At 54.3% G+C, this 25,579-nt stretch carries 26 protein-coding genes; 9 read left to right on the top strand and 17 right to left on the bottom strand.

All coding sequences use genetic code 11. The annotated features are described in order from the left end of the window. Positions 1-41 precede the first annotated feature (41 nt). The 3 genes from gspM to ACGHAD_RS04675 are packed head-to-tail and all read right to left on the bottom strand — an operon-like array spanning position 42 to position 2,222. Positions 42-710 (bottom strand): type II secretion system protein GspM, encoded by a 669-nt coding sequence (gene gspM / locus ACGHAD_RS04685; RefSeq protein WP_339617581.1) that lies wholly within the window; start codon positions 708-710, stop codon positions 42-44. Next, a complete protein-coding gene (locus ACGHAD_RS04680) occupies positions 697-1,305 on the bottom strand; it encodes a hypothetical protein (protein ID WP_339617582.1) in 609 nt (202 codons plus the stop codon). The genes gspM and ACGHAD_RS04680 overlap by 14 nt, the downstream gene beginning before the upstream one ends. Beyond that, positions 1,305-2,222: an MSHA biogenesis protein MshI gene (locus tag ACGHAD_RS04675; RefSeq protein WP_339617583.1), complete on the bottom strand. Its 918-nt coding sequence runs from the start codon at positions 2,220-2,222 to the stop codon at positions 1,305-1,307. The genes ACGHAD_RS04680 and ACGHAD_RS04675 overlap by 1 nt, the downstream gene beginning before the upstream one ends. A 162-nt stretch (positions 2,223-2,384) precedes the next feature. Between ACGHAD_RS04675 and trmL the strand changes: the two genes are divergently transcribed. The 4 genes from trmL to mnmC all read left to right on the top strand — a co-directional run bounded on the left by trmL (position 2,385) and on the right by mnmC (position 5,984). Further along, the gene (trmL, locus tag ACGHAD_RS04670; RefSeq protein ID WP_382413479.1) at positions 2,385-2,840 is read left to right on the top strand and encodes a tRNA (uridine(34)/cytosine(34)/5-carboxymethylaminomethyluridine(34)-2'-O)-methyltransferase TrmL; all 456 of its coding nucleotides are present in this window, start codon (positions 2,385-2,387) and stop codon (positions 2,838-2,840) included. Positions 2,841-2,920: 80 nt separating this feature from the next. Continuing rightward, on the top strand, positions 2,921-3,367 hold the full coding sequence (locus ACGHAD_RS04665) for a flavodoxin domain-containing protein (RefSeq protein WP_339617585.1): 447 nt from the start codon (positions 2,921-2,923) through the stop codon (positions 3,365-3,367). Next, positions 3,364-3,915 carry a flavodoxin FldB gene (fldB, locus tag ACGHAD_RS04660; RefSeq protein WP_382413482.1) on the top strand — a complete coding sequence of 184 codons (552 nt, stop codon included), beginning with the start codon at positions 3,364-3,366 and terminating at the stop codon, positions 3,913-3,915. Before ACGHAD_RS04665 ends, fldB begins: the two co-directional genes overlap by 4 nt. Further along, the gene (gene mnmC / locus ACGHAD_RS04655) at positions 3,912-5,984 is read left to right on the top strand and encodes a bifunctional tRNA (5-methylaminomethyl-2-thiouridine)(34)-methyltransferase MnmD/FAD-dependent 5-carboxymethylaminomethyl-2-thiouridine(34) oxidoreductase MnmC (RefSeq protein WP_382413484.1); all 2,073 of its coding nucleotides are present in this window, start codon (positions 3,912-3,914) and stop codon (positions 5,982-5,984) included. Before fldB ends, mnmC begins: the two co-directional genes overlap by 4 nt. Here mnmC and ACGHAD_RS04650 read toward each other — a convergent pair. Next, complete coding sequence (locus tag ACGHAD_RS04650; RefSeq protein WP_339617588.1) at positions 5,950-6,588, bottom strand: DUF502 domain-containing protein; 639 nt, start codon at positions 6,586-6,588, stop codon at positions 5,950-5,952. The genes mnmC and ACGHAD_RS04650 overlap by 35 nt on opposite strands. 17 nt (positions 6,589-6,605) lie before the next feature. On the opposite strand from ACGHAD_RS04650, the gene ACGHAD_RS04645 reads away from it, so the two are divergent. Beyond that, positions 6,606-7,535, top strand: coding sequence for a glutaminyl-peptide cyclotransferase (locus ACGHAD_RS04645; protein WP_382413486.1), 930 nt, complete (start codon positions 6,606-6,608; stop codon positions 7,533-7,535). A gap of 61 nt (positions 7,536-7,596) precedes the next feature. Here ACGHAD_RS04645 and ACGHAD_RS04640 read toward each other — a convergent pair whose 3' ends face one another. Beyond that, positions 7,597-7,803 (bottom strand): cold-shock protein, encoded by a 207-nt coding sequence (locus ACGHAD_RS04640; RefSeq protein ID WP_041522612.1) that lies wholly within the window; start codon positions 7,801-7,803, stop codon positions 7,597-7,599. Between the two features lie 276 nt (positions 7,804-8,079). On the opposite strand from ACGHAD_RS04640, the gene ACGHAD_RS04635 reads away from it, so the two are divergent. Then, complete coding sequence (locus ACGHAD_RS04635; RefSeq protein WP_382413488.1) at positions 8,080-8,676, top strand: DUF4202 domain-containing protein; 597 nt, start codon at positions 8,080-8,082, stop codon at positions 8,674-8,676. A gap of 159 nt (positions 8,677-8,835) precedes the next feature. Further along, positions 8,836-9,369 carry a hypothetical protein gene (locus ACGHAD_RS04630; RefSeq protein ID WP_339617591.1) on the top strand — a complete coding sequence of 178 codons (534 nt, stop codon included), beginning with the start codon at positions 8,836-8,838 and terminating at the stop codon, positions 9,367-9,369. 14 nt (positions 9,370-9,383) lie between these two features. On the opposite strand, the gene ACGHAD_RS04625 is transcribed toward ACGHAD_RS04630, so the two are convergent. From ACGHAD_RS04625 to ACGHAD_RS04590, 8 genes are all read right to left on the bottom strand, one after another. Next, on the bottom strand, positions 9,384-9,746 hold the full coding sequence (locus ACGHAD_RS04625; RefSeq protein WP_382413490.1) for a hypothetical protein: 363 nt from the start codon (positions 9,744-9,746) through the stop codon (positions 9,384-9,386). 116 nt (positions 9,747-9,862) lie between these two features. Next, positions 9,863-10,810 carry a rhodanese-related sulfurtransferase gene (locus ACGHAD_RS04620; protein WP_339617593.1) on the bottom strand — a complete coding sequence of 316 codons (948 nt, stop codon included), beginning with the start codon at positions 10,808-10,810 and terminating at the stop codon, positions 9,863-9,865. 134 nt (positions 10,811-10,944) lie between these two features. Further along, on the bottom strand, positions 10,945-11,259 hold the full coding sequence (locus tag ACGHAD_RS04615; RefSeq protein WP_382413492.1) for a BolA family protein: 315 nt from the start codon (positions 11,257-11,259) through the stop codon (positions 10,945-10,947). 60 nt (positions 11,260-11,319) lie between these two features. Further along, positions 11,320-14,454: an efflux RND transporter permease subunit gene (locus ACGHAD_RS04610; protein WP_382413494.1), complete on the bottom strand. Its 3,135-nt coding sequence runs from the start codon at positions 14,452-14,454 to the stop codon at positions 11,320-11,322. Further along, a complete protein-coding gene (locus ACGHAD_RS04605) occupies positions 14,447-15,586 on the bottom strand; it encodes an efflux RND transporter periplasmic adaptor subunit (protein ID WP_382413496.1) in 1,140 nt (379 codons plus the stop codon). Before ACGHAD_RS04605 ends, ACGHAD_RS04610 begins: the two co-directional genes overlap by 8 nt. A 158-nt stretch (positions 15,587-15,744) precedes the next feature. After that, on the bottom strand, positions 15,745-18,885 hold the full coding sequence (locus ACGHAD_RS04600; RefSeq protein ID WP_382413498.1) for an efflux RND transporter permease subunit: 3,141 nt from the start codon (positions 18,883-18,885) through the stop codon (positions 15,745-15,747). 20 nt (positions 18,886-18,905) lie between these two features. Continuing rightward, positions 18,906-20,123: an efflux RND transporter periplasmic adaptor subunit gene (locus ACGHAD_RS04595; protein ID WP_382413500.1), complete on the bottom strand. Its 1,218-nt coding sequence runs from the start codon at positions 20,121-20,123 to the stop codon at positions 18,906-18,908. A 74-nt stretch (positions 20,124-20,197) separates the two neighbouring features. Further along, entirely contained in the window at positions 20,198-20,569 is a 372-nt protein-coding gene (locus ACGHAD_RS04590) for a diacylglycerol kinase (protein WP_339617599.1), read from the bottom strand. A gap of 106 nt (positions 20,570-20,675) precedes the next feature. On the opposite strand from ACGHAD_RS04590, the gene ACGHAD_RS04585 reads away from it, so the two are divergent. Both ACGHAD_RS04585 and ACGHAD_RS04580 read left to right on the top strand, forming a co-directional pair. Next, positions 20,676-21,212, top strand: coding sequence for a phosphatase PAP2 family protein (locus ACGHAD_RS04585; protein ID WP_382413503.1), 537 nt, complete (start codon positions 20,676-20,678; stop codon positions 21,210-21,212). Continuing rightward, entirely contained in the window at positions 21,209-22,294 is a 1,086-nt protein-coding gene (locus ACGHAD_RS04580; protein WP_382413505.1) for an MJ1255/VC2487 family glycosyltransferase, read from the top strand. Before ACGHAD_RS04585 ends, ACGHAD_RS04580 begins: the two co-directional genes overlap by 4 nt. 68 nt (positions 22,295-22,362) lie before the next feature. Here ACGHAD_RS04580 and ACGHAD_RS04575 read toward each other — a convergent pair whose 3' ends face one another. The 4 genes from ACGHAD_RS04575 to rpoE all read right to left on the bottom strand — a co-directional run bounded on the left by ACGHAD_RS04575 (position 22,363) and on the right by rpoE (position 25,450). Beyond that, positions 22,363-22,821, bottom strand: a complete 459-nt coding sequence (locus ACGHAD_RS04575) for a SoxR reducing system RseC family protein (protein WP_382413507.1) — start codon at positions 22,819-22,821, stop codon at positions 22,363-22,365. 2 nt (positions 22,822-22,823) lie between these two features. Next, positions 22,824-23,942, bottom strand: a complete 1,119-nt coding sequence (locus ACGHAD_RS04570; protein WP_339617603.1) for a MucB/RseB C-terminal domain-containing protein — start codon at positions 23,940-23,942, stop codon at positions 22,824-22,826. A 3-nt stretch (positions 23,943-23,945) separates the two neighbouring features. Beyond that, positions 23,946-24,653 (bottom strand): sigma-E factor negative regulatory protein, encoded by a 708-nt coding sequence (locus ACGHAD_RS04565; protein ID WP_382413510.1) that lies wholly within the window; start codon positions 24,651-24,653, stop codon positions 23,946-23,948. Between the two features lie 203 nt (positions 24,654-24,856). Beyond that, the gene (gene rpoE / locus ACGHAD_RS04560; RefSeq protein ID WP_339617605.1) at positions 24,857-25,450 is read right to left on the bottom strand and encodes an RNA polymerase sigma factor RpoE; all 594 of its coding nucleotides are present in this window, start codon (positions 25,448-25,450) and stop codon (positions 24,857-24,859) included. Positions 25,451-25,579: the final 129 nt, after the last annotated feature.

Raw genomic sequence — 25,579 nt, 5'->3', positions numbered from 1 at the left:
CGACCTGGACCAACAGCAAACTCACGAGAAATAACGGCCACTTACACACCCAGCAAGCCCTCCTCGGCGCTCAAGCTAAACACGCGTATTTGCACTTCTGCCTCGGGGTAGCTCTGTACCTCGTAACGCAGTGACTGCCAGTAAAACTTCCACTGCTTGGCTTCGAGTTTGTCGAGTAGCTCCAACACCTCAAAATAACGCCCGCGCACCGTTAACACCACGCCATGTTGATAGACATTAATGCTAGCATCGGCTAGCTCATCCATATCGGCTTCGGCGGCGGACGCCAAACTAATGGGCGCAACCGGTAAGGTCTGCATCGACATCAACGATAGCGCGCTGCTCTCGGCTAACATCTCTTGCAGCACTAACGCTAACTGATCGGCATTGACGAGCGCCGAACTTGAGCGCGACAGCTGCTCATCGGTGCGAATCAGCTCGCGCTGTGCCCGGCTCAGCTCGCCCGCTAACGCCTCTGCGGTGCCGCCGCCGGCCTTTGAGAACTGCTCGATCTGAGCGGAAATTTTTTGCTGCTCGGCAGATATCTCGGCAATGCGCTGATTGGTTGCTTCGCGCACTTGGCTGGCGCCATTAAACCAAAGCAAAAACCAGAAGCCATAAAGCACCAGCACCGCAGCCAATAGAACAATCACCCGTTCACGCAGTGATAAGTTATCGATATAGGCGTTAATTGACTCAAGGCTCTTCATTTTTGGCCTCCTTGAGTGTTGGTGCCGTCACAGAAAAAGGAAACCCGGCACCTTCATTTTGCTCCAGATTCAGTACGCCAAATGTACTGCGAGCAAAAGCGCCCGTGCTATGCAGCAGCGCAAGGTATCGTGGTACAGCTTTGGGCTCGGAAGTTTTGCCGTGCAACTCAACCTGGGCGCCGCCGGCAAGTAGTGTAAACGCCTCTAGACTCACAGACGGCTGAGACTGCGCCGCAAGAGCGCGCAGTTGCCCCGAAAACCCAGTCGTGTTGCCCATATCCTGTGTTTCGATCAACTCAAGCGCTCGCTTACGCTGAGTGATCTCATCGCGAGTTTCGGCCAGTTGCGCCCGCAATGCATCTGCGTTGAGCGCTTTTTGGCTATCCAGCAGTTGCATCAAGGCTATCTGGGCATCATCTGTACGCTGTCTTAACTCGGCCTGCTCACGTATTAAGTGCGCCGTTTGCGAGTGATACCACAACGAGTACAACAACAATAACACCAGTGTTAACCCTAGCGCCCATAGCATATGGGCCGCACGCAACGCAGAGCGGTCAGGTTGAAACTCGGCGGTATAAAAGTTAACGACTTGCATTAGCGCCCCCCGCCTTCGGCCAAAGCCGCGCCAATGGCCCGTAAACACAGAGGTAGCGTGTGCTGCTCGATATCATCGGCGATGCTTAACCCCTGCCCTAGGGGCAAAAGCTCGACCCGCGCGGAGAGCCCGTCTTTAAGGGCAGGCGTGATTTTATCCTCAGTAATGTTTTCACCACACAAATAGATGTGCGACGGCGGGACCTGACGCATCTGCCGCTCAAAGTAATCGAGCGAGCGCTGTAATTCCAATACCAACGCCTCGGCAGGCAAGTCATCCAGCAAACCGCCGTTAAAGTCTAATTTGAAATTGCGCGCCAGATACAGCTCACTATCGCGAATCAATAACAAGGTTCCCCCACCGGGAATAAGATGGACTAAGCCGATCGCCCGGGAGGTGTCCAAACAAGCTGTTGCCAGTTGGCCCAACGCCAACTCGGGGATGTCAATACTTTGCAGCGCTACGCCACTTTCTTGGGCCAGCGCGACTTGATCGGCCACGGCGGTACGCTTGGCAACGGCCGCATACGCCAGCCGGGTGCCGCCACGGGTGCAGGATTCGGGCAGTAAAAATGCCTGTACGATGGCGTCCGCGACCGAGAAACTAACCAGATCTTTGACCCGCCAGCGCAGCGCCTCGCTCAGCTCCTCAAGCGGGACGTCCGGTGCATCGCCCAACAATAGCTGATACCCCGCTGTTGGCATTACCAGTTTACAGGGGCGCGCCCGCCCGCCCAGCTTGGCAAGCCGTTCTCGCAAGGCAACAGCAGGAGTATCGGAGCCGGGAATAAATTCAGCGGCGAGCAAGCGGGGCAGTTGGCCGGCAATACGCTCAAGCAACGCCAAAGCGACACCTTCCGAGGTAAATTCTACCCCTAATGTTTCGTACTTGCGTGACTTAGCACGAATCAACTTCAAGCCAATGTTCTCCAAACCTTATTTTATGAGACACCACACTATGCCAGCGTGGCGCGTATTTCTCTATAGGCTAATAACAGTATTCTTTATCAAGCCCGTTTATAATCATAGCCTGTTATTAACCCTTATTTTGACTATAGCCTTTTGGAACTGGATTGCGCCATGCTCAATATCGTTTTATTTGAACCAGAAATCCCCCCCAATACCGGCAACATCATCCGTTTGGCGGCCAATACCGGCTGTCAGCTGCACTTAATAGAGCCTCTAGGCTTTGTTTTAGACGACAAACGTCTACGCCGCGCCGGGCTTGATTATGGCGAGTGGAAGGACCTCGTCACCTATAGTAACTGGGATGACTTTTTGGCTAAAGCACAACCTACGCGAGTGTACGCCCTTAGCACCAAGGGAACCCAGTGTCACAGTGAAGCACGCTTTGAGCAAGGCGACTATTTATTATTTGGCCCAGAAACCCGTGGCTTGCCCGCCAGCATTCGCGAATCATTACCCCCAGAGCAGGTGTTACGCATCCCCATGCGCGAAGGCAGCCGCAGTATGAACCTGTCTAACGCGGTTTCGGTCATGGTGTACGAAGCCTGGCGCCAACTGGATTACCGCTAAACACTGCCCCCAGCGGCGCGATTTAAAAGCGCCCGCTAACCCCGTACAATAAACGCCTTTTGTCAGTACAGGTAAACGCTATGACACGTGTGCAAATATTAGTCGGCACCGAAATGGGCACCGCCGAAGCCGTCGCCGGCGACCTTAAAGATCGCCTCGAGAGTAAAGGCATCGTTACCATCGTCAATCCGCTGCCCGAGATTGAAGACCTACTCGACAACCCCGATGACACCTTGCTAATTTGCACCGCCAACACCGGCGCCGGAGATTTGCCAGGCAATATACAGCCATTGTATTTAGCCTTAATGCGCGATAATCCCAACATCGCCGGGCGCCGTTACGGCGTGATTAATTTAGGTGACAGTAGCTACACCACCTTCGGTGAAGCTGGTCGCGCTATCGACCACGCCATGAGCGAGCTAGGCGCTACGCGCATCGGCGAGCCGTTAGTGCTCGACGCCATAAGCGGCGACGATCCGTCCGAGCTGGCGCTTGAGTGGATCGAGAACTGGGCTGCGCAACTATGAGCCAAACGCCAATGAGCCAAGCCGCCAGCAGCCGAGCGCCTATCGGTCTGTTCTACGGCAGCTCTACTTGTTACACCGAAATCGTGGCCGAAAAGATTCGCGCGCAACTGGGTGATGGCATGGTCGACGTTTTTAACATCGCCGACACGCCCATTATCGAGGCCGAATTTTACCCCCGTGTCATTCTCGGCATTCCCACTTGGGATTACGGCGAGCTACAAGAAGATTGGGACGAGATTTGGGACGAAATCGATCAGGTGAATTGGCAGGGGAAAAAAGTTGCTCACTTTGGTTTAGGGGACCAAATCGGGTACCCCGAATGGTTTTTGGATGCGCTGGGTTACCTGCACGCCAAAGTCGCTAAGCTCGGCGCCGAGCCTTGTGGCTACTGGCCCGTCACTGGTTATGAGTTTGAAGCCTCGAAAGCATTAATAGCCAACGACACTTTATTTGTTGGCTTAGCACTGGATGACGAAAACGAATTCAGCCAAACCGACGAGCGTATCGCCACTTGGTGCGAGCAGGTTAAGGCCGAGTTCGAGCTGTGAACGACACCCCAGATACGGGCCCCGCGACGCTGCGCTGGGACGACGACGGGCAGCCGTTATCCAGTATTTATGGCGACTTCTATTTTTCTCGTTACGACGGGCTGGCCGAAAGCCGCTACGTCTTTTTAGACGGCAATGATTTGCCCAAGCGCTTTAACGCCCTGAGCAGCGACAACACCCAGCGCACTTTTACCATCGCCGAAACCGGATTTGGCAGCGGCTTAAATTTTTTAGCCAGCTGGCAGCTGTGGCGTGAGCATCCGCGCGGCAATCATCGGCTGCACTTTATCTCCGTCGAGCAACACCCTTTAACACCGCACGATTTAACCCGCACTTTAACCCCCTGGCCCGAGCTCGCACCACTAACCGAACAACTGACGGCGCAGTACCCCGTTTTTATTGGGCGCGGCATTCAGCGTTTACACTTTAGCGACAACGTGAGCCTCACCTTAATTACTGATGACGCCAACCGCGGCTTGCAATCGCTGTTATGGCCCGAGCTTTCGAGCGCCGGTGTTACGCGACAACCCCGTGTCGACGCTTGGTTTTTAGATGGTTTCTCTCCCAGTAAAAACCAAGCGATGTGGAGTGAAGAATTATTTTCGACCATCGCCTCACTGTCTGGGCCTAACACCACCGCTGCGACCTTTAGCGCTGCCAGCGTCGTCAAGCGCGGGTTTAAAAGTGCGGGCTTTACGGTGACTATCGAGCCTGGCTATCGAAAAAAACGCGAGATGGTTACCGCAGCAAGAGCGTCCCGCCCTGAGACAGTCGCACCCGCGTGCGAAAGAGCATCTGAGCTTTATTATCAGCAAGCCACTCACCGGGCAAGCAACGAGCTAACCGCACTGGTTATCGGGGCAGGCCTCGCAGGCAGTCACACCGCACGGGCATTGGCCGAGTCGGGCTGGCACGTAACCGTACTGGAACAGCACACGCCCGCCAGCGGAGGTTCCGGCAACCCGCAGGGTTTACTGTATGCGCGCTTAAGCCATAGGCGCGAAACCTTGCCGCGGTTTAACTTGCACGCGCTGATGTACGCCCAGCGGCATTATCAAAGTTTTTGGCGCAATCAACCTAATGGCGGTGAGCAGTGCGGGCTGCTGCAGCTCGCCAATAACGATAAGCAAGCCGCTGCGCAGCGCCAAGTGGTTACCGCGCTGCACCACCCCTCTGCGTTAGTTCAGTCTGTTGATGCCGCCGAGGCGAGCCACCTAAGCGGCGTGACGCTTGCGCAAGGCGGGCTGTACTTCCCCGATTGTGGCTGGCTCGACCCGCGCCAGCTATGCGCAGAGCGGCTCGATCACCCCAACATAAAAGTGCACAGCAACCAATACGTGCACGAGCTAAAACAAATCGAGGGACACTGGCACGCGCTGACCGGTACAGCCAATAGCAGCAGCATTGGCCATGCTGCCATTGCCGTTGTTGCCTGCGCCGAACGCAGTGGACAGTTATCACAACTAGCGCCACTGCCATTAAAGCCCATTCGCGGCCAAATCAGCAGCCTCTGCGCCACCGCCAAGAGCGTCAAGCTTAAAACCGCGCTGTGCGCCAAAGGTTATTTAGCACCCGCCCATGGAGGCGAGCACAGTCTGGGAGCGACATTCAATTTAGGCGAAAATAACTTGGCGCTAAACCCGCAAGACCACCAATGCAACCTTGAGCATTTAAACGAACTGGGGGAGCATGTAAGCGCAGCATTTAACCACCCAACCGTAAATGCTGTCACAGGGGGCCGGGCGGCATTTCGCTGCACCACGCCCGATTACCTACCTGTGGTTGGTCCGGTGCCCGATTACCCCGCCCTCAAGCGCGAGTGCGCAGCCTTAGGCCGCAACGCTAAAGCCGTGATCGAGACTCCGGCCAGTTATCACAGTGGCTTATATGTTAACTGCGGTCACGGCTCTCGCGGGCTGGCCTATATACCACTGTGCGCGCAACTGCTTACCGATATTATTAACCGTGAGTGCGCTCCCCTAGACGCGCCGTTAGCGCAAGCGCTGCACCCCGCGCGTTTTGCGCTGCGCGATCTTATTCGCGGCCGCCAGACAGAGTCTCATCATTAGACGGCAACATAACTTGCGAGCCACTGCCGCAGGCAATCACCGTGCGCATGGCCGTCTCGACGCTAACCTCTGGCAGCAGCACCACGCAGTCGGCAGGTAAGTGATACACAAAACCCGACGTGGGAATCGGCGCTGTCGGCACATAAACGGTGTAATCACCCGAGCTGTGCTCTGCGGTGACGATCCCCGTCACTGACACCGGACTTTGCGCCCCCATAATATAAGCGCGACACACTTTGCCGTTAAGCAGCGAAGCATTGCCCTCGCCGCCCATCACCTGCGTCACCATTTCGCGAATGGTGCTATAGCCGGGTGCCAAACGAGAAAATAACCCGTCAATTTTACTGTGCAACCAACCGCCGACACTGGTTTTTACCAATAAACCAATGGCAAAGCACACGCCCAAGACCAGTGCAAAACTGAGCACATCAGCGCTGTGCTCACCGATGGTGATATAGTGAGCCAACCAGCGGCTCAAGGGGGCAATAATAGTACCCACCACTCCCACTAGCCACTGCACCAAAAACACAAAAATGGTCATAGGCAGCACCACTGCCAAACCACCGAGCAGGGTTAATATCAGAAACGAGCGAACGCGAGACATAAACGAGCCTTAAATAGATGTTTACGAGAGCAAGTTCAGCCATTATGGCCAACTCCCAAGAACCAGACGATTTACCGCACCCTCAACGTCATAATCGGCCCCGCAAGAAGCGCTGGCAGTATCCCGTCGCTTACCTACTGCTGGCGCTGGTCAGCCTAGCTAACCCCGTCAGCCATGCCGATCCCGCCGACCAAGCGCCGGTAAAACTTAACTACCAATTGCTGCAAAGCCGGCCCCTCAAGTCACCCTTTTTTACTCAGGGGCTGGAAATCCACGAGGGGCAACTACTGCAAAGCAGTGGACTTTACGGCAAATCCAAATTAGTTAGCCGTCCGCTAAATGATACGGCAGTTACCGCCGGCGCGACATGGCAACACGCGTTAAACAAGCAATACTTTGCCGAAGGCTTAACCGTGTTTAATAACACGGTCTACCTACTAAGCTGGCGTGAGCAAACCCTGTGGCGCTTCGATGTCGCCACGGGCAAGCTTCTTGGCCGCAACACTTACCAAGGTGAAGGCTGGGGCCTCACTAACGACCAGCAACATCTTATTCGCTCCGACGGCAGCGATACGCTGTTTTTTCACGATCCAGAGACGCTCGATCTTAAGTACCGATTACAAGTCACACGCAATGGCCAAGCGGTTAAAAACATCAACGAACTGGAGTTCGCCCAAGGCTTAATTTGGGCCAACATATGGTTTAGCAGCGAGATCATCGCCATTGATCCGGCCAGCGGGGCCGTTAAGGCGGTAGTGGATATTGCCGAGTTTGCCAAACGCGAGCGGGCGCGTAACCCGGACCCAAATGCCGTCGCCAATGGGATTGCTTTTGATAGCCGCAACAAAAGCTTTTGGGTGACGGGCAAACACTGGTCACAGCTGTATCAACTGCACATCGACACTGATGCGTTAACCCGGCCTTTAAGTAAGGGCCAACACCCTTAACTGAGAGCCATAAAAAAAGCGCCCAAACTACAGGCGCTCATTTTACGTAATACTGGGGTTCTTATTCAGGCGTGACGTTTTCAGCCTGCGGGCCTTTTTGCCCTTGAGTTACTTCAAACGTTACCTTCTGGCCTTCGGTTAGGGTTTTAAAGCCGGAGCCAACAATAGCCGAGAAGTGTACAAACACGTCCTGACCACCTTCACCCTCAATAAAACCAAACCCTTTGGACTCATTGAACCACTTAACCACACCGGTACTTTTTGACATATCAATAACCTTTGCCGGCCCAAGCCGGATTATGCTCCATAGAAAACTCAAGCCTGCCACACACCACAGGCCAGAGAAACTTACTATAAACCGGCTTTTTGGTGACTGTAAAGGTGCAAACCATCGACACGCTGGGGTTAAATCCACACGGTAGATAACGTAATATAGCCAATCGCTCCCAGTCGTTATCAGGTTACCCGACATGCGCCGCGCCGCCGGTAGGCAGCCCGGTATGACAGGCTTTACGTCGCGGACCTAACCCAATGAGAAACAGCCATGACCAATAGCACCGCCCGCTTAAACGCTACACTACAAGCTTTTGACGATGCCAACCGCCAAGATCCAAACCTTGAGACCGACCTGGACGGCAAGCAACGCCCCAAAGAGCTGCTGTACGCCGAGCGCATGAGCGCTGAATTGGCCGCGTTTGCCCCCCAGGCCAGCGATGAATTGCAGCTGGCCGCGCGCGCGCAACACATTGAACGCTGGGTTATTCCCCGCGCCGATTACCCGATGGACCGCTCGGGATACAAGCGCTGGCGCGTCACCTTGGGGCAACATCACGCCGACCGCGCCTGCGCCATCATGCGCGAGCACGGCTACCAAGATGAAAGCTGCGAGCGAGTTGCCACCATGCTGCAAAAAAAGCAGCTAAAGCGCGACGCTGAAGTCCAAGCGCTAGAAGACGTCATCTGCCTAGTGTTTCTGCGCCACTACTTAGATGACTTTGCCAGCAAGCACACCGAAGAAAAGTTGATTGATATTATTCGCAAGACTTGGAACAAAATGTCCGAAGCAGGCCACGCCAGCGCACTCGAAATCGATTTACCGCCTCATTTACAGCAACTGGTAGGCAAAGCGCTAGGCGCTTAATCGGACTTTTACAACCAAAGAGAATAAATCACGCAGATATCAGCCCAGAAACCCATAAAAATACAATATTTTTCCGCCAGGCCTTGACCTAAGAGGCAATCTACTTTATACCAAAAGTGTGATCGTCATAACAAAAATGATAAACAAGAAGGCCGTCTTATGAAAAACTTGCTACTACCGATAGTCCTGCTGCTTATGGCACTGGCCGGCAGTCAGGTAAATGCGTGCGATGAGGACTGCAAACGCAAGCAAGCTATGGAACAGCACAATGTCGAATTCCCAAGTTACCTCAACGCAAAATTTTGCGAGACAACCAGCGTCGACTTTCTGCTGCGCGATTACGCCAGCCTAGAGAAGTACCGTAATGATCGTCTGCCAACGGGTCACAAAGGGGGGATGAACAATATTCGAAAAATGCTTGAGCAGCGCAAAGAGTGGTTGACCGAATGTGACGACTACTTGCGCCTAACCGAGCAAGGGCGAGTATTTTACAACGCCGAAACAACCCAAACCGTTTTTGCCGCCATCGACAAAGTCACCACAGAGCTAAACGCCTTGGTGTACAACGGCAGCCAAGAGGTTATCGTCACAAACGGTCTGGATATTGCCGAGCAAGACTTCGATAAAATGCTCACAGTGTTAGATCAACACAAAACCAACCTGCAGCTGCGCGGCCAGCTGGTCATTCGTTAATCCAACCGACCGGTTTAGTCGCTGACACGCTCACGCTTTTTCAGCGACAAAACCGCGCGTTTGGGCTTATCGGGGTTGTCGGCAAACATCTTTGCCTTTTGCTCCAGATCTTGCACCGTGCGGCTTTTTACCTTAACGCTGGTACCTTCATCGCGCTCGCGTGCGATTGGTGCGCCACTTTCAGCGGCGGCATTGGCTAAAGCCTCAACGCCACAGCGTAACAGCCGCGCCTGATCGATAAAGTTTAGGCTTTTGGGGAAGTGGCTCGGGTCAACCGACGACGGATTGCGCGGATCGCCCTCGACTCGGATGATACAACCGCTGCTATGGCGCGCTTCGCCCGCTGGCAAATCGACGTCCCAGGATTCAAAATCCATTGCTTTGACCTTTTCTGCTACAAATAAACCCCATCGAGCAAGCCGACCGCTTAGGGGATGAAAGAGGGTATCCGGCAATTGTGACACTTTCGCGACAATCGCACCAGAGCTAGGTATTAGCCAGCCGTTCGGCGATTTTTTTGCCGGGCAGGCGGCTCCGCTCCCAAATGCACTTCATTGCGCGCCTTAGCCAACTCCATTTGTTTTTGTCGCTCGGCAAATCGGGTTTTCTGCTCATCGCTTAAACTGTGATGACAACGAGGGCAGCACACGCCCTTCATATACAGCTCGGAGGCCATTTCATCTTCAGTGATAGGATGGCGGCAGCCGTAACACTGGTCAAACGAGCCGCGCTCCAGATCGTGATTGACCGCCACACGGTTATCAAACACAAAACACTCGCCGCGCCACAGGCTCTCGTCGGCCGGGACCTCTTCGAGGTACTTTAAAATCCCACCCTCTAGATGGTACACCTCGTCAAACCCCTGCTCTTTCATGTAAGCCGTGGCCTTCTCACAGCGAATACCACCGGTGCAAAACATCGCGACTTTTTTGTGCTCGGCGGGGTTTAGATTGTCTTTAACGTAAGCGGGAAACTCGCGAAACGTCTCCGTCTCGGGGTCTATCGCGCGCTCAAAGCTGCCAATGGCATACTCGTAATGGTTGCGCGTGTCCACCACCAGCACATCCGGGTCGCTGATTAATGAGTTCCAGTCTTGCGGTTTTACATAGGTGCCCACGATCTGTTTGGGGTCGATACCCTCGACCCCCATGGTGACAATCTCTTTTTTCAGTTTTACCTTCATACGGTAAAACGGCTGTTCGTCATAGAGCGACTCTTTGTGCTCGATGTCAGCAAAGCGGCTGTCGCTTTTTAAGTAATCCAGCAGCGTATCGATACCTGCGCGCGAGCCGGACACGGTACCGTTGATACCTTCTGCGGCCACCAACAAAGTGCCTTTTATACCCAAACGATCACACTCGGCTCTAAGAGGGACGCTAAGCGCCTCGTAATCGGGAAGCTCAACAAATTTGTACAGCGCAGCGACAACATACTGATTCATAAGAAAAACAATTACCTAAAAGCTGCCCAGGACGGGCGGATTAAAATCGCGAGCATTATAACCGCTTGTTTTTTGTACAGCCAGCATTTTTGCCACTAGTACCGCTGTGTTTGCCCGCCCGACTATTGGCGGTATTAGCGCTTGCCGCCCCCTAAACAGTGGGGTGAATCGGGCACGTTTTGCTCGGCCGCCCACTCATCAGGGCTAAAGGTGTGCAGCGCCAGCGCGTGCACCGGCCCTTTTAACTGCTCGGTGAGCGCGCTATACACCAACTGATGGCGTTGCACTTGGCGCTTGCCCTCCAGCGCTTGGCTTACCAAGGTAACCTTAAAATGGGTCTCCGAGTTGGGCGGCACGCTGTGCATATGACTTTCGTTAACCACCCTTAAGTAAGCCGGGCTAAATTGTTCGGTTAACGCCTGCTCAATACTGGCTTGTACGGGGTTCATCACGCCTCCACTAACGCAAAATTGCAGCCGCCATTGTACCTCAGGGACGGGCCTGCGCGTTTAGTGATATTCACTGTGATCATCGGGAATACTCGCCGCCTCTTCCAACTCAGAGGCCAAACGCTGGCTCTGGGTTGCGCGGGCGGCAGACCAACGCGCCACCAGTAAGTACACCACCGGCGTCAAAAACAGTGTAAACACGGCGGCGATACCTAGACCACCAAACACCACCCAGCCAATAGCGCGTCGGGCTTCGGCGCCGGGGCCGGCACTCAAAATCAACGGCAGCCCACCCAACACCGTGGACATCATCGTCATCACAATCGGGCGCAATCGCACGGCGGCGGCCGTTTGCACCGCTTGCAGTACCGAGCGGCCCTGATCGCGCAGCTGATCGGCAAACTCCACCAATAAGATGCCGTTTTTGGCCATCAGGCCAATTAACATCACCAAACCAATTTGCGAGTAGACGTTAATACTGGTGCCCGTTAGCAGCAGCGCTACGATAGCCGCAGCAATACCAAAGGGCACGGTTAACATTACAATCACCGCACTGGTAAAGCTTTCAAACTGAGCACAGAGCACCAAGAACACCACTAACAGTGCAATGATATAGGTCACAGTGACCTCGTGTGCAGTTTCATCCAGGGTCTCGGCCTCGCCTAAAAAGATCAAGCCAATCCCCGGCGGTAACTCACGCTCGGCCAATGCACGTAAATCGTTGACCGCCGACTGCAGCGGATAGCCACTGTCGAGGTTTATGTCGATTTCAATAGCGCGCCTTTGTTTGTGCCGATCCAGCTCCGCCGCTACTGCGTGCTCGCTTAAGGTCACCACCGACGACAATGGCAGTAGACGCCCATCGCGGGTGCTAACAAACAAATTAACCAGATCGCCCGGATCATTAATTTGATTGCCGGACGACTCCAAAATAATCGGAATCGCCTCATCCTCGACACTTAAATCAACCAAGTCGTAACCATCGACCATCGCCCGCAAAGTCGCGGATATGTTGTCCAGCGGGATATTTAAGTCCGATGCTCGGCGCCGGTCGATGGTGACAGACAGCTGGGGTTGAGTCGGCTGGAACTGAACATCAGGCTGCGAAAGGTTAGGCAACTGCTCTTCGATCGCGCGCGCAAAACTTTCTGCCGCGACAAAAATTTCATCGTAATCGCTACCGACTAGGGCTACGTCTATGCCCCCGCCGCCGTTCCATAAGCCAAGGCTGTTGGTACTGGAAACCCTGACAAAAGCGCCGGGGATTTCACTCATTGAGCCACTTAGCTCGTCCATCATCTCTTGCTGTGTGCGACGGCGAGCTTCCCAATCGGCCAGCGGTAAAATCACCCGGCCGCGGTTAGGATCATAGCGACCCACAATCGAAAATAACTGCGTCGCCTCACCGGAATCCAGCAGCGGTTGCACCCGGGCCTCCATCGCGTTGACTTGGCGCTCAGTGTATTCAAGCCCGGTGCCATCGGGGCCGGTGGCATCGACGTAGATAACACCGCGGTCCTCCTCCGGCAATAATTCCTGAGGAATAAACTGGTACAACAATGCACTGCCGGCAATAGCCAATACCGCAGCAATCACCGCGATCACACTATGGCGCAGAACCAACGCAAGCGCGCGCGAGTACGCCTTTGCGATACGATTACCAAAGCTCTGCAGCCGGTCGCGTATCGGGTGCGATTCGTTACTGCGCTCCGGCACAATACGCGCCGCCATTGCCGGCACTAGCGACAACGCAACAAACGAAGATATCCCCACCGCAAACGCCAACACAAAACCAAACTCACGGAACAAGCGCCCCGCGGTACTGGGCAGCATCGCCACCGGTACAAACACTGAAATCAACACCGCCGTGGTGGCAATCACCGCGAAGAAAACCTGCCGGGTGCCGAGCACTGCAGCCGCCCGCGCACCGAGACCTTGATGGCGGCGGCGCTGAATGTTCTCTAGCACCACAATTGCGTCATCCACCACCAAGCCGGTGGCCAACACCAGCGCCAATAACGTCAAAATATTGAGCGAGAAACCCATGGCCCAGATAGCCGCAACCGTGCCGATCAAAGCCACCGGTATCGCCACACTGGGGATCAAGGTCACCCGAAACGAGCCAATAAACAACCAGATGGTGATAATAACGATGCTGACCGTCAGCAATAAACTAAACAGCACTTCGCTCATTGAGCCTTTAATAAACTTGGAGCTATCTTCCGTTACCACCAACTCAAAATCATTAAAGCGCTCGTTCAAACGCCCGACCGCCTGATGCACACGCTCGGCGATCTCCAGGGTATTGGATTGCGACTGACGCACCACCCCTAGCCCCACCACCGGCAGGCCATCGAGCCGCACATAAGACTCGGCGTCTTCCGGCGCAAAAAACACCTGAGCCACATCGGCCAAGCGGGTATTGCCTTCAATCACAATACTTTGCAGCTCGCGCTCGGTCACCGCCGAGGCATCGGCGCGTACCAGCAACTCCAAATCGCCCGAGCGAAAACTTCCGGAGGGTACATCGAACGGAGCTTGACGCAGGGCATCGGCCACATCTGTGACGCCCAAACCAAAGCTTGCCAAACGGATCGGGTCCATCACCACCCGCAGAATTTTTTGCCGCTGACCAAACAGAACGACATCGGCCACGCCGTCAATGGAAACAAGCTCGGGAATCAAATCCTTCTCGGCGCGGCGGGTTAACTCCAGCTCCCCCATTTGCTCGCTGACCAGCGCTAGGTTGATAATCGGATTGGCGTTAGGATCGGCCTTGACCACCGTCAAAGATTCCATATCCGGCGGCAAATCCCGCTCGACCCGACTTACCGCCTCACGAACATCCGAGGCGGCACTGTTTAAGTCGGCATTGGGTGAGAACTCGACATGCAGGCGAAAGTTATTCTCTTCACTGGACGAGCGAATATTGCGAATGCCAGATACCCGTGCCACCGCGCCCTCGACAATACTGGTGACCTCGGCATCCATGGTTTCGGGCGAGGCGCCGGGGTATACACCGCGCACGGACACCTGCGGTCGGTCGACGTCCGGCAACTCGCGCACCTCGACCGCCATAATCGCCGCCAGCCCGGCAATGGCAATTAAGAGATTCAATACCAGAATAAGAATCGGGCGCCGGATGCTTAGGCTGGCCAAATCCTCTTTATGCAGCGAACCAGAAGTATCACTCACCGCTCACCTCTTTATTCTCGGCGGCATCTGAGGCTGCGGTATTAGAGGACTGACTGTTTAACTCGCGCACTTCGGCAACCTTAACCGGTTGACCTTCACGAACCATTTGAATGCCTTCCAGCACAACCAACGCACCATCTTGCAACTCGCTGTTCACCAAAACTTCACCCGCGCGGCGCTGAACGATGGTCGCTAGTTTTCGCTTAGCCACGCCATTCTCAATGGCCCAGACAAACGAGCCACGCGCTCCCCACTGCAAGGACACCTCGGGCACCAGAACATAAGTATTACCGGTCAGCGATAAAGCGATACGAAAGCTCATCCCGGGGCGCAGTAAATCTGCACTGTTATCCACATGAGCTCGCACCTTAAAGGTCCGCTCATTCTCATCGACCCGACTGTCGATTGAGACCACCTGCCCCTGCGCCGTTACCGAGTTTTCGCGCCAGGTCGCAAGCTCAATGCTTTGGCCCGGCTGGATCTGACCCAACAACAACTCCGGCAAAGCAAAGGTCACCAACAATACACTGCGATCATCAATGGTGGTGATCACAGTGCTGTTATCAACCCAGGCGCCCGGATCAATATCACTTAAACCAACGTAACCGGCAAATGGGGCCACCACCTTTTGGTATTCCAAGTCGACACGGGCGCGATCAACGGCAATTTGTGCGCGCGCCACCGCACTTTCGGCGTCGTCGAGCGCCGACTCTGTTACCGCGCCGCTGTCTTTGGTTTGACGGTAACGGGTTAACAAGCGCTCGGCATCGGCCAGTTCGACCTCGGCGTTGCGCAGCGCCAGCGCTTCATCGCGGGCATCCAAGCGCAACAACACCTGCCCTTCGGTAACTTTTTGTCCGGGCTCGATACCCACCTCGGTCACCTGCCCCGCCACGCGGGGACGCACGGCAACCGACTGCAGCGCACGGGACGTACCCACGGCCTCAACATTCACTTGCTCGGCACTTAACGCGACCTTGGCAGCAATCACTGGTCGCGCTTTAGAACCACCAGCGCCGGGCTTAAGGGTGGCCTCGTCAGTGCAACCGGCCAAAAACCACAGTGAGGCAAAAGCGAGTAATAGTTTGCCACGCATACACACAGGTAAACGGGTCGACGGTTTATTGGGCACAGAGGCACTCCAAATCTAGGCCCTTATCACAGAGCATTATTAGTAATAAAACTATTTTACGGGTGGGAATGAGAAGTTACACACGAAACAGGTAAGGAACTGTAAATATCCTACCACTCCAGGCGAGCACAGCTGAGCGCTGCGCTAGAGCCGAAACCTTACACTGCGGTCTGGGACTCCGGCTGGCCCGATTTGGCCGGGCCGCCAATTCGCTCACGCAGGTGTTGCACAGCCCAATAAAATAGCGGAATCAACAAAGTGCCCAACACAGAGGCCGCCAGCATACCGCCAAACACCGTAAAACCCAGCGAAATTCGCGACGCCGCACCCGCACCGGACGAGAACACCAACGGCAGTACGCCCAGAACGAATGACAGCGCCGTCATTAACACCGCGCGAAACCGTAAGTGCGCGGCGATATAAGCGGCATCAAAAATCGACTTGCCCTCGCGGCGCTGCTCCATCGCAAACTCCACGATCAAGATCGCCGTTTTTGCCGACATACCGATCAGCAACACCATGCCAATCTGCGCGTATATGTTGTTGTCGAGCCCAGCCAACTGCAAGGCAAAAAAAGCACCGAAAATGGCTACCGGCACCGCCAACAAAACGGCAACCGGAATCGTCCAACTTTCATATAACGCCACTAAAAATAAGTAGACAAACAATAGCGCCAAGGCGAATAAAAACGGCGCTAAATTACCGGCATCAATCTCTTGCTTAGACTGCCCCGACCACTCATAGACAAACCCTTCGGGTAGATATTGCGCAACCCGGTTCATCGCGGCAATCGCTTGACCGGAGCTTAAACCGGCCGCGGCCTCACCGGTGACCGTCGCGGAGCGATACAAATTAAAGTGATTAATACTGGTGGGCCCTTGCACAGGCGACAAGCTTGCCAAGGTCATAAGCGGTACCATCTCACCGGCATTATTGCGCACGTAATAGTGGCGCAAGTCGTCTGGCCCAAGGCGGTACTGACTATCGGCCTGAATCATCACCCGGTAGGTGCGTGAAAACTGATTAAAATCGTTGACATAAAGAGACCCCAGATGTGCCTGCAAAGTAGTAAAAATATCGCCAATGGATACGCCTTGCGCCTTGGCTTTGGTGCGGTCCACATCAAGAAAATACTGCGGCACATTAGCGCGGTAGGTACTAAACACTTGACTTAATTCCGCGTCGCTATTGGCGGCATACACTAAGCCGTTCAGCGCTCGGGCCAGTGCTTCAGGCGAGCGTCCAGCGGTATCCTGCAGCTGAAACTCAAAACCGCTAGAGGCACCCAGGCCGGGAATGGGCGGCAAGTTAAAAGTCATCACCCGCGCCTCTGGCATAGCCCAATATAAGCCTTGCAACTTTTGCAGCAACGCGGCAACGCTTAGCGCAGGCTCGGTGCGATCTTCCCAGTCATCCAACACCACAATGCCAAAGCCATTGTTAGAGCCCACACCACCCAGCAAGCTAAAGCCCGCAACCGAAATAAAATCACTCACCCCAGGCTGACGCAGCGTCATCTCAGTAATGTCCTCCAGTACACGCACGCTGCGCTGGCTAGAGGCAGCATCGGGCAGTTGGACATCGACAAACAGGTAGCCTTGGTCTTCATCGGGAACGAACCCAGTGGGCACATTTATGGCTAACCAGGCCAACGCTGCAAACAATAAAACGACAGCCACGCCCATACGCCCAGCGCGCTTTAGCAAACCGCCAATGAGTGCTTGATAGCCTCGAGTTAATGCTGCCAGCCCCTTCTCGACCGGCGCCATTACCGCAATCGGTTTGTTTTCAGGCTTTAACAAAACAGCACACAGGGCGGGGCTTAAGGTTAATGCGTTAATGGAGGAGATTAGCACTGCACACGATATCGTCACCGAGAACTGCTTGTATAACTCGCCGGTTATCCCGGGCATAAACCCCACCGGAACAAATACCGCTAATAACACCAAGGTGGTGGCAACAATGGGGCCGGTAACCTGCTTCATACTTTTTAAGGTCGCCTCGCGAACACTGCAGCGCTCTTCAGCCAGAATTCGCTCTACGTTCTCGATGACAATAATGGCATCGTCGACCACGACCCCGATAGCGAGCACTAAGCCAAAAAGTGTAATGGTATTGATTGAGTAGCCCAAAATCAGCATACAAGCGAAGGTACCAATTAAGGAAACCGGAATCGCAACGGTTGGAATCAAAGTCGCACGCCAGTTTTGCAAAAATAAAAACACCACCGCAATTACAAGAAATATCGCCTGTACCAGTGTTTTCACCACCTCCTCAATCGACCGTTCGATAAACCGGGTGGAATCAAAAATAATTTTAAACTCAAGCCCTTCTGGCAAATTGGCTCCGAGCTTAGCCATCACCTTGCGCGCCGCTGTAGCAACAGCGGTGGCATTTGCCTCTGGCAACTGGTACAGCACAACAAATGCCGTTTCTTTATTATTTAATTTAGATTGAATACCATAACTTTTTGAGCCCAGCTCGATACGCGCCACGTCCCTAACGCGAACCAAGGCGCCTTCATCATCAGCTCGCAAAATAATATCGCCAAACTCTTTGGTATCTTCCAGTCGCCCCCGCGCCTGAATACTGTATTCAAATTGTTGTGCATCGGGGGCAGGATTTTGGCCAAACTTACCCGCAGCGACAATCAGGTTTTGCTCGCGCAGCGCATTGGTAATATCGGTTACTGTAATATTGAGTGCGCTCATACGGTCGGGGTTTAACCATAAGCGCATGGCATAAGACTTATCGCCCATCACGTTGACGTTGGCGGCACCGGGGACTCGCGCTAACGGCTCGACTAAATTATTAGTCGCGTAGTTACTTAAATACAGCGCATCCATATGCTCAAAGCCGGGCTTGGCAATCAAGTTAATCCCCAGCAGCATATTAGTGGCTTGCTTGCGCACCCGAATCCCTTGCCGTTTAGCCTCTTCGGGTAAAAAAGGCTCCGCCAAAGCAACTCGGTTTTGCACATTCACCTGCGCCATATCCACATCAGCGCCAGCGGCAAAGGTAATAATGATATTAGCGGCACCGTTGTTGTTAGCGGTAGATTCAATGTACAGCATGTCCTCTACGCCATTAATTTGCTCCTCCAGTGGTCGCAGCAGTGAGTCTTCGACTACCTGAGCGCTAGCGCCAGGGTAAGTGGCGGACACTTGTACTTTAGGTGGTGTGAGCTCTGGATATAGGTTCACCGGCAACAGGGTGATGGCCAACAACCCCACTAGCGTGATGACAATCGATATGACAAAGGCAAACTTGGGGCGGTATATAAACGTCCTGCTAATCATGGCAATTCCCTATCGGGCGATTATTCGCTATCGGCGGCAATTGCGCCGGTCACCGGATCCACATCACGCACCTCAGGTGCAACAACGATTCCGGCATGCACTTTTTGCAAACCGTCAATAATGATGTGCTCGCCCGCCTCTAAGCCATTGGTAACCGCCCACATTGGCCCCAAACGACGCCCCATTTGCAGGATACGCTGCGCGACTTTGTTGTCGTCGTCCACCACCAAAACCGAGTAGCCATCTTGCCCGGACTGTACTGCCGCCTGAGGGATAACCGGCATCGTCTGCTTATCACGCCCTTCAGCCAGCACCGTCACATACATCCCCGGCATCACGAGCCCACGGCTATTGGCAAACTCGGCACGTAAGTTCACAGAGCCCATGGTTGCGTCAATTTTAGTATCTGCAAAGGTGAGCGTTCCGGGGCGGGGGTAAATATCGTTGTTAGGTAAACGCAAAGCGATGTCTACCGGCGAATCTTGATTAATACTGTCGGCACGGTGGCGCTGTTGCAGGTAGGATATGTACGCACTCTCTTCCAGCTGAAAGTTAACGTAAATTGGGTCGGACGCGCTGAGCTCAGCCAAGGGCTCGCTGGTGGGGCCGACGATTTCGCCCACGTTATACCGCGCTTTACCCACAAGGCCCGAGAAAGGCGCGCTGATGCGAGTGTAACTTAAGTTAATATGGCTGTTTTTGAGGTTTGACTCAGCGGCTTTTAAAGCCGACTTTGCCTGACTTGCCGCCGCTTTCAGCTTATCGAGGTCTTGTTGACTCAGATAACCGTCCGGAGCCAATTGTTTGCCGCGGGCGAACTCTTTTTCTGTGCGCTCCACCTCACTCGTAGCGCGCTCGAGCTCAGCCTCGGCACTTTGCAAGGCAGCGCGATAAGGCGCATCGTCAATTTCAAATAAGAGCTGCCCGTCGCTCACTAACGCTCCCTCGACAAAGTGTCGCGAGATCAACTCGCCCTCTACCCGGGCTTTTAAATCGACTTTTTTGGATGCCTCAGTGCGACCGACAAACTCTCGGTAGGTGCCCACAGGCTTTGCCGTAACCTCATACACCACAACTGCCGGAGCAGGCGCACTGGCGGCGTGATCCGCTTTCTCGGAGCAGCCAACCGCCGCAATCACAGCGATACTAAACAGCAAAGCGTCCGCAATGCGAGCCCTCTTGCTGTTATCGACGCATTCCCTACCCGCCAGATCTATTGCCCCAACTGCACCCTTCATAAGCGAATCCACTTTGCTCTGTCGTTGTTACCGTTAGGATAGACGCAGATTGAGAGAATTACCGCTTGAGGAGGCTAAACAAAGCGATTCCAGGCGATAACCGCCCAGACAAACACACACAAAGCAAGACTGACCATTACCACAGCCGAGGCGATATCCTTTGCCCGCCCTGACAGCTCATGCAGCTCCGAGCCGGTACGATCCACCACCGCCTCCACCGCCGAGTTAACCAACTCCGCCACCAAAACCCAAAACAAACTGGCCACCAGCAAAATTAACTCGATATGGGTTTGCGCCAACCACCAGGCCAGCGGTAACGCCAAAAGCGTTAATACCACCTCAAGACGAAACGCCGCCTCATAGCGCCAAGCCGCCGCCAAGCCTTGCAGTGAGTACACTGTCGCGTGCTTCAAGCGCGTCCAACCGCGCTTGCCGGGCTTATTCATGCAATAAAACTCCTTCACTCTGTCACACGAACGTCACAGTCCGGTGGTATCTCTTAGCCAACCCAAACGGATCGGCAAAAACGGATCAACAAAAACGGGTGAAACTATGAATGCTTTTTTGCAAAGAGTCCACCAGATCGACACCTTGGCGTTTGTCTGGCTACACGTCACCAAGCAGTTTCCTTACCGGCGCACAGTGCGCTGGATCTCTCGCTGCGGCGATGGCCCTTTATACACCCTAATCGCCTTGGGCTTAGTGGCCTTTGAGGTACCAAACAGTCAGGCGTTTTTGTATATGGGACTCACGTGTTACGCGCTGGACGTCAGCCTTTATCTGCTGCTTAAAAATGCCATAAAACGCAACCGCCCTGCCGCCACCATCGATACCTACGAGGGGTGGTTTACCCCCTCCGATCAGTTTAGCTTCCCCTCTGGCCACACCGCTGCAGCGTTTGTCTTCGCATTCTTGGTACTTAATTTTTACCCATTATTTGCCATCCCCGCCTATGTGATGGCCAGTTTGATTGGGGTGTCTCGGGTACTGCTGGGTGTGCACTTCCCCACGGATATTTTAGCCGGCGCAGCGCTGGGCACCGGCTGCGCTATTTTGGGCAGCCTACTGTATACAGGAGTCATTGGGTGAAGGTTCTGTACGGCGTTCAAGGCACGGGCAACGGTCACCTAACGCGCGCGCGCTCTATGGCGCGGGCATTTGCCCGCCACAACATTGATGTTGATTGGGTGTTTTCCGGACGGGCACGCCGCGACTTTTTTGATATGGAGGCGTTTGGCCACTACCGCTTATTTAAAGGTATGACGCTGCAGACCTTTAAGGGTAAAGTCAATATGCTTAAAACCCTGTTTAAAAGTGATTTGTTGCAACTAAGGCGCGACGCCCGGACACTCGATTGCAAACAGTACGATTTAGTCATCAGCGATTTCGAGCCCGTCAGTGCGTGGGCGGCAAAACGCGCGGGGGTTCGAAGTTTAGGCATCTCTCACCAAAGCGCTTTTTTATACCCGATCCCCAAGCGCGCCAACAATATTATTACCGATCTGTTTATGCGCTGGTTTGCTCCCTGCGACACACCGGTTGGCGTGCACTGGCACCATTTTAATCAACCTTTATTACCACCTATCGTCGAACCATCGAGTCATGCGGTAAGCGTCACTTGCGGACAAATTTTAGTGTACCTGCCCTTTGCCGAGCTGGATGATATTGTGGCTCTGCTTGAGCCGGTCAAAAACGTCGACTTTTATATTTACCACAAACTTGATCACCCCATTGATCAAGGGCACTTACACCTGCGGCCGTTTTCTCGAAGCGGTTTTCAAGATCATTTGCACAGTTGTGAGGGTGTGATTTGCAGCGCCGGCTTTGAACTTCCAAGCGAGGCCATCGGCCTTGGCAAAAAAATTCTCGCCGAGCCGGTCGTACGACAAATGGAGCAACAATCCAACGCCATCGCATTAGCGCAACTGGGTTATGCGACAACCGCTTCGCCGTTAACTCAAGCGGTAATTGAGCAGTGGTTGCAACTACCGATACCCGAGGCGATTCCCTACCCCGACGTATCGGCGGCCATTGTGGAATGGATTATTAACGACAGCGCACAAAACCTGCCAGCACTTAGTGCTAAGTTGTGGCAACAAGTCCCCGGAGTGACCCAACCAAATAAATTGGAGTTAGCGAAGTGCGAGCCTCTGAGGGTCGTCGACCTCTGAAGATACTCAACACGATTGAAAAAACAAAGAGTAAAACAAGACAGGGCCAAGGCGGCCCCGCTCAGTGGCTAACCAACGAGTTGAACCACCTGCCGATCATCGACTAACACTGGTTGCAAGCGGCTGTCGTGGCGGGTGGTATAAGCTCGCCAGCGTACCAGCGCGCCGCCGGCCAATAATCCGGCAATCGCCGCCAGCGCAGTGACACCTTCACGGCCAATACCGTAGTGTGCCGCCACAGTTGCCGCTAACAGTGTCAGCAGCGGCAAAAAATACACAAACAACGAGCCGTTAGCGACCACCTCTTCCGGCACCCCCAGCTGAATTTCGTCGCCGATGTGGTAATCGTCCGCTGAGCGCCCCGCCAAAGACACCCACAAATAACTCGTATGCCCGGTGAGCTTAGCCAGCAGGCTTTGGCCGCAACCTTTTTGCGCTGCGCAGCTGCCGCAGGTAGAGCGCTGAATCGTCTCTACCCATAAGCCGTCTGGCTCGACAGCAACGACACTACCGGTTTCAAGCAGCATAGCTAACCTCTCGGTTGGGGCTGGGCAGGCGCTGTGTCATTCACACCGATAGACTGCGCCATTCTTTCGGCAACCGCTAGCGGAATTTCGCCCACGACCGTCACTTGGTATGTTTGACCGGCACGGGTCAGCCCCTGCATATAAAAATTTGTCGCGCCGCGCTGAGCGCGCCCTTCGATCACCAGTTTGCCTTCAACGGGATCCAAAAATATCGAAAAAGTCGATAAACCATCGGTATACATTAGCATCTCGGTATCGGCATGCACTACCCGCTGCCCCGAAAACGCAAAGCCTGCTGGCAGCCAGCTCAATGCCCACTGCGACGGTGCGGACGCTAGCGGTTTATTACAGCCAGACACTTTATCCGCGTCAACCCGGTGGACAATACCGGCATCGCGCTCCGTGGCAAAATCGGACACCGCAAGGCCAGTTTGCAAATCAATAAACTGAAACTGCTCGACGATTCGCTGATGTTCATCCACCAATAGTGTTTTTAATAGCAGCCCGGTCTCGCGATCGACGCTAAAAAAGTAACCAAAACGAAACGTATCTCGCGGCACCACCTGCAGCACCGTAGCCAGCCGGCCGGCCACCCGCTCGACCCCGCGAATTGAAAAGCTGTACAGACGATCTAAACTGGAAAAATTGTCTGCCAAACCACTAAGCTTACCGGCAATAAGCTGCTCTGCCAGTGTTTCGCACTGGGTGGTGTGGCGCATCACGGCCTCGCGCTCGGGGCCATTTAGATAATACAGCCGCTGATTTTCCGTATCGCCATCCACCCAGTGCTGTAACTGAAAGCTCTCGGTGCCGGCATTATTTTGGTAGGTAAAAGTGCCGCGATAATTCAAACTTTGCTGACGCTGTGACATGTGCTCCAGCAACTCGCGTACCGAGGGCAGCTGATGAGGACTGGAGTCCAGCCCGGTATCAACCATTTGCTCTTGCTCGGGTGCGGGTTGACCAGCGGTAGGCTCTGCCGCATCGGGAGCGGCGGCCGAGGAATCATTGACAGAGGCCGCCTCAGGCGGCTCGGAGGGGCTGCTCTCGTTCTGAATCTGGGCAAACCCCAAGGGGCTCAACAGCAACAGCACGAAGCCGGCGAACCGACGGTGCGACATACATTACTCTTCTTCGATTAAAGGGACCCGGGCGTAGGGCAGCATACCCTGTGCGCTATTAACCGCCGCGTGATCGGTGTGCTCTTCGACCAACTGATTTAAATAGGCGCGAATCTGCTCGTTCGATACCTTAACATCGGCGCGACGAGGCTCAAACACCACTTGGCGAGCCCGCTGCGGTTGATAACCGCCCATCTCGGCACTGACCTGCTGCGCTGGCAGGGCCGGAGCACCATAACCAATAGGCAGCGAGTTGTCGGGGGCACTGATGGTTTTTTCGCCGCTGTCGGCGGCCATAGTGTTAGTCTCTGGCAGAGTACCACCGGCTTGATAAAGCTGAGCACCGATAACAATAGCGCCCGTTACTGAGGCGGCTACCGCCACCCGACCCAAGCCTAACCACCAGCGCGATACGCCCGCGACAGTGCCGCTTGCCGTTTGTTTCGCGGCGCTTTTGCTGGACTCAAGCTCAGGGGTTGGTTCTTCGGCCAGCGCTGCACTCAGTTGATCGGCAAAACCAGAGGGGGCCAACTCGGCGGGCAAGTCGCCGCGCATTGCCGAGCGCGCCACTTGGTAGCGGGACCACTTAGCTTTGAGCGCATCGCCCTCGCTGGCTTTGAGGATTCGCGCCAGCTCTAGCTCGGACGCCTCGTTATCGGACAGTGCCGATAGTGATTCTGCCAACTGAGTATCTAAAGACTGCTCTGTCATGCTCGCGTTTACCTATATACATGCCCAATATGGGCCAAATGGGTGACAACCAAGCTCGCCGATTACAACGTTAAGTAGAACGTGTTTAGGGCTGCTAAACATACCCCACACCGACCGAGATTACAAAGATTTACATCTTGCTTATCCTGTCTGACACAGCTTTTCGTAAAAGGTTCAGCCAAGATTCAGGTTCGCATCATTTTTTATTCTGCCCGATCCAGCAGCGGCGCAATGCGCTTATCGATCGCCTCACGCGCACGGAAGATGCGTGAGCGCACCGTGCCTACCGGGCAATCCATGATCGCAGCGATATCCTCATAGCTTAGCCCTTCCATCTCGCGCAAGGTTACCGCCGAGCGCAGATCTTCTGGCAGCGCCGATATCGCCTCGTCAACGGCCGCCTTGATCTCATCGCACAGCAGGTTACTTTCGGGGGTGTCCGCGTCTTTTAACAGATCGGAGCCGGAGTAATACTCGGCATCATCGACCTCTACATCTGACGAAGGCGGCCGGCGCGAGCGTGAAACCAAGTGGTTTTTCGCCGTATTGATCGCAATGCGATACAGCCAAGTGTAAAACGCACTCTCACCACGGAAGTTGCCCAGCGCACGATACGCCTTGATAAACGCATCCTGCGCGACATCCTGTACTTCAGCATGATCACGAATGTAACGACCAATAATAGAAAATATTTTGTGTTGGTACTTTACCACCAGCAGGTCAAACGCGCGCTTATCACCTTTTTGCACACGCTCGACTAACTGCTGATCAGTATCCGGCGCAGATTGCGCTGTCATCGTCTAACCCCCAAAACACCCCGCACACGCGAGGTGACTTACAAAACTGTGAGCAAACCAACCTGCAAAAGCCAGATCAGCGGGTGGCATCTTTATGCGACGCCGGTAGCACCTGTTACGCCGCCATTA

Source organism: Gilvimarinus japonicus (assembly GCF_042847215.1).
GTDB classification, from domain to species: domain Bacteria; phylum Pseudomonadota; class Gammaproteobacteria; order Pseudomonadales; family Cellvibrionaceae; genus Gilvimarinus; species Gilvimarinus japonicus.
Note: the sequence above shows the minus strand (reverse complement) of the source record. Positions and strands in the feature narration are given on the sequence as shown.

Excerpts from the sequence above, each read along its gene's own strand:
- ACGHAD_RS04590 (WP_339617599.1), bottom strand. The coding sequence starts at position 20,569 with ATGAATAAGCCCGGCAAGCGCGGTTGGACGCGCTTGAAGCACGCGACA.
- ACGHAD_RS04600 (WP_382413498.1), bottom strand. The coding sequence starts at position 18,885 with ATGATTAGCAGGACGTTTATATACCGCCCCAAGTTTGCCTTTGTCATA.
- fldB (WP_382413482.1), top strand. The coding sequence starts at position 3,364 with ATGAGCCAAACGCCAATGAGCCAAGCCGCCAGCAGCCGAGCGCCTATC.
- ACGHAD_RS04570 (WP_339617603.1), bottom strand. The coding sequence starts at position 23,942 with ATGTCGCACCGTCGGTTCGCCGGCTTCGTGCTGTTGCTGTTGAGCCCC.
- trmL (WP_382413479.1), top strand. The coding sequence starts at position 2,385 with ATGCTCAATATCGTTTTATTTGAACCAGAAATCCCCCCCAATACCGGC.
- ACGHAD_RS04615 (WP_382413492.1), bottom strand. The coding sequence starts at position 11,259 with ATGAACCCCGTACAAGCCAGTATTGAGCAGGCGTTAACCGAACAATTT.
- ACGHAD_RS04565 (WP_382413510.1), bottom strand. The coding sequence starts at position 24,653 with ATGACAGAGCAGTCTTTAGATACTCAGTTGGCAGAATCACTATCGGCA.
- ACGHAD_RS04620 (WP_339617593.1), bottom strand. The coding sequence starts at position 10,810 with ATGAATCAGTATGTTGTCGCTGCGCTGTACAAATTTGTTGAGCTTCCC.
- ACGHAD_RS04585 (WP_382413503.1), top strand. The coding sequence starts at position 20,676 with ATGAATGCTTTTTTGCAAAGAGTCCACCAGATCGACACCTTGGCGTTT.
- ACGHAD_RS04665 (WP_339617585.1), top strand. The coding sequence starts at position 2,921 with ATGACACGTGTGCAAATATTAGTCGGCACCGAAATGGGCACCGCCGAA.
- ACGHAD_RS04595 (WP_382413500.1), bottom strand. The coding sequence starts at position 20,123 with ATGAAGGGTGCAGTTGGGGCAATAGATCTGGCGGGTAGGGAATGCGTC.
- ACGHAD_RS04575 (WP_382413507.1), bottom strand. The coding sequence starts at position 22,821 with ATGCTGCTTGAAACCGGTAGTGTCGTTGCTGTCGAGCCAGACGGCTTA.
- ACGHAD_RS04625 (WP_382413490.1), bottom strand. The coding sequence starts at position 9,746 with ATGGATTTTGAATCCTGGGACGTCGATTTGCCAGCGGGCGAAGCGCGC.
- ACGHAD_RS04635 (WP_382413488.1), top strand. The coding sequence starts at position 8,080 with ATGACCAATAGCACCGCCCGCTTAAACGCTACACTACAAGCTTTTGAC.
- ACGHAD_RS04630 (WP_339617591.1), top strand. The coding sequence starts at position 8,836 with ATGAAAAACTTGCTACTACCGATAGTCCTGCTGCTTATGGCACTGGCC.
- ACGHAD_RS04680 (WP_339617582.1), bottom strand. The coding sequence starts at position 1,305 with ATGCAAGTCGTTAACTTTTATACCGCCGAGTTTCAACCTGACCGCTCT.
- ACGHAD_RS04645 (WP_382413486.1), top strand. The coding sequence starts at position 6,606 with ATGTTTACGAGAGCAAGTTCAGCCATTATGGCCAACTCCCAAGAACCA.
- ACGHAD_RS04640 (WP_041522612.1), bottom strand. The coding sequence starts at position 7,803 with ATGTCAAAAAGTACCGGTGTGGTTAAGTGGTTCAATGAGTCCAAAGGG.
- gspM (WP_339617581.1), bottom strand. The coding sequence starts at position 710 with ATGAAGAGCCTTGAGTCAATTAACGCCTATATCGATAACTTATCACTG.
- ACGHAD_RS04650 (WP_339617588.1), bottom strand. The coding sequence starts at position 6,588 with ATGTCTCGCGTTCGCTCGTTTCTGATATTAACCCTGCTCGGTGGTTTG.
- rpoE (WP_339617605.1), bottom strand. The coding sequence starts at position 25,450 with ATGACAGCGCAATCTGCGCCGGATACTGATCAGCAGTTAGTCGAGCGT.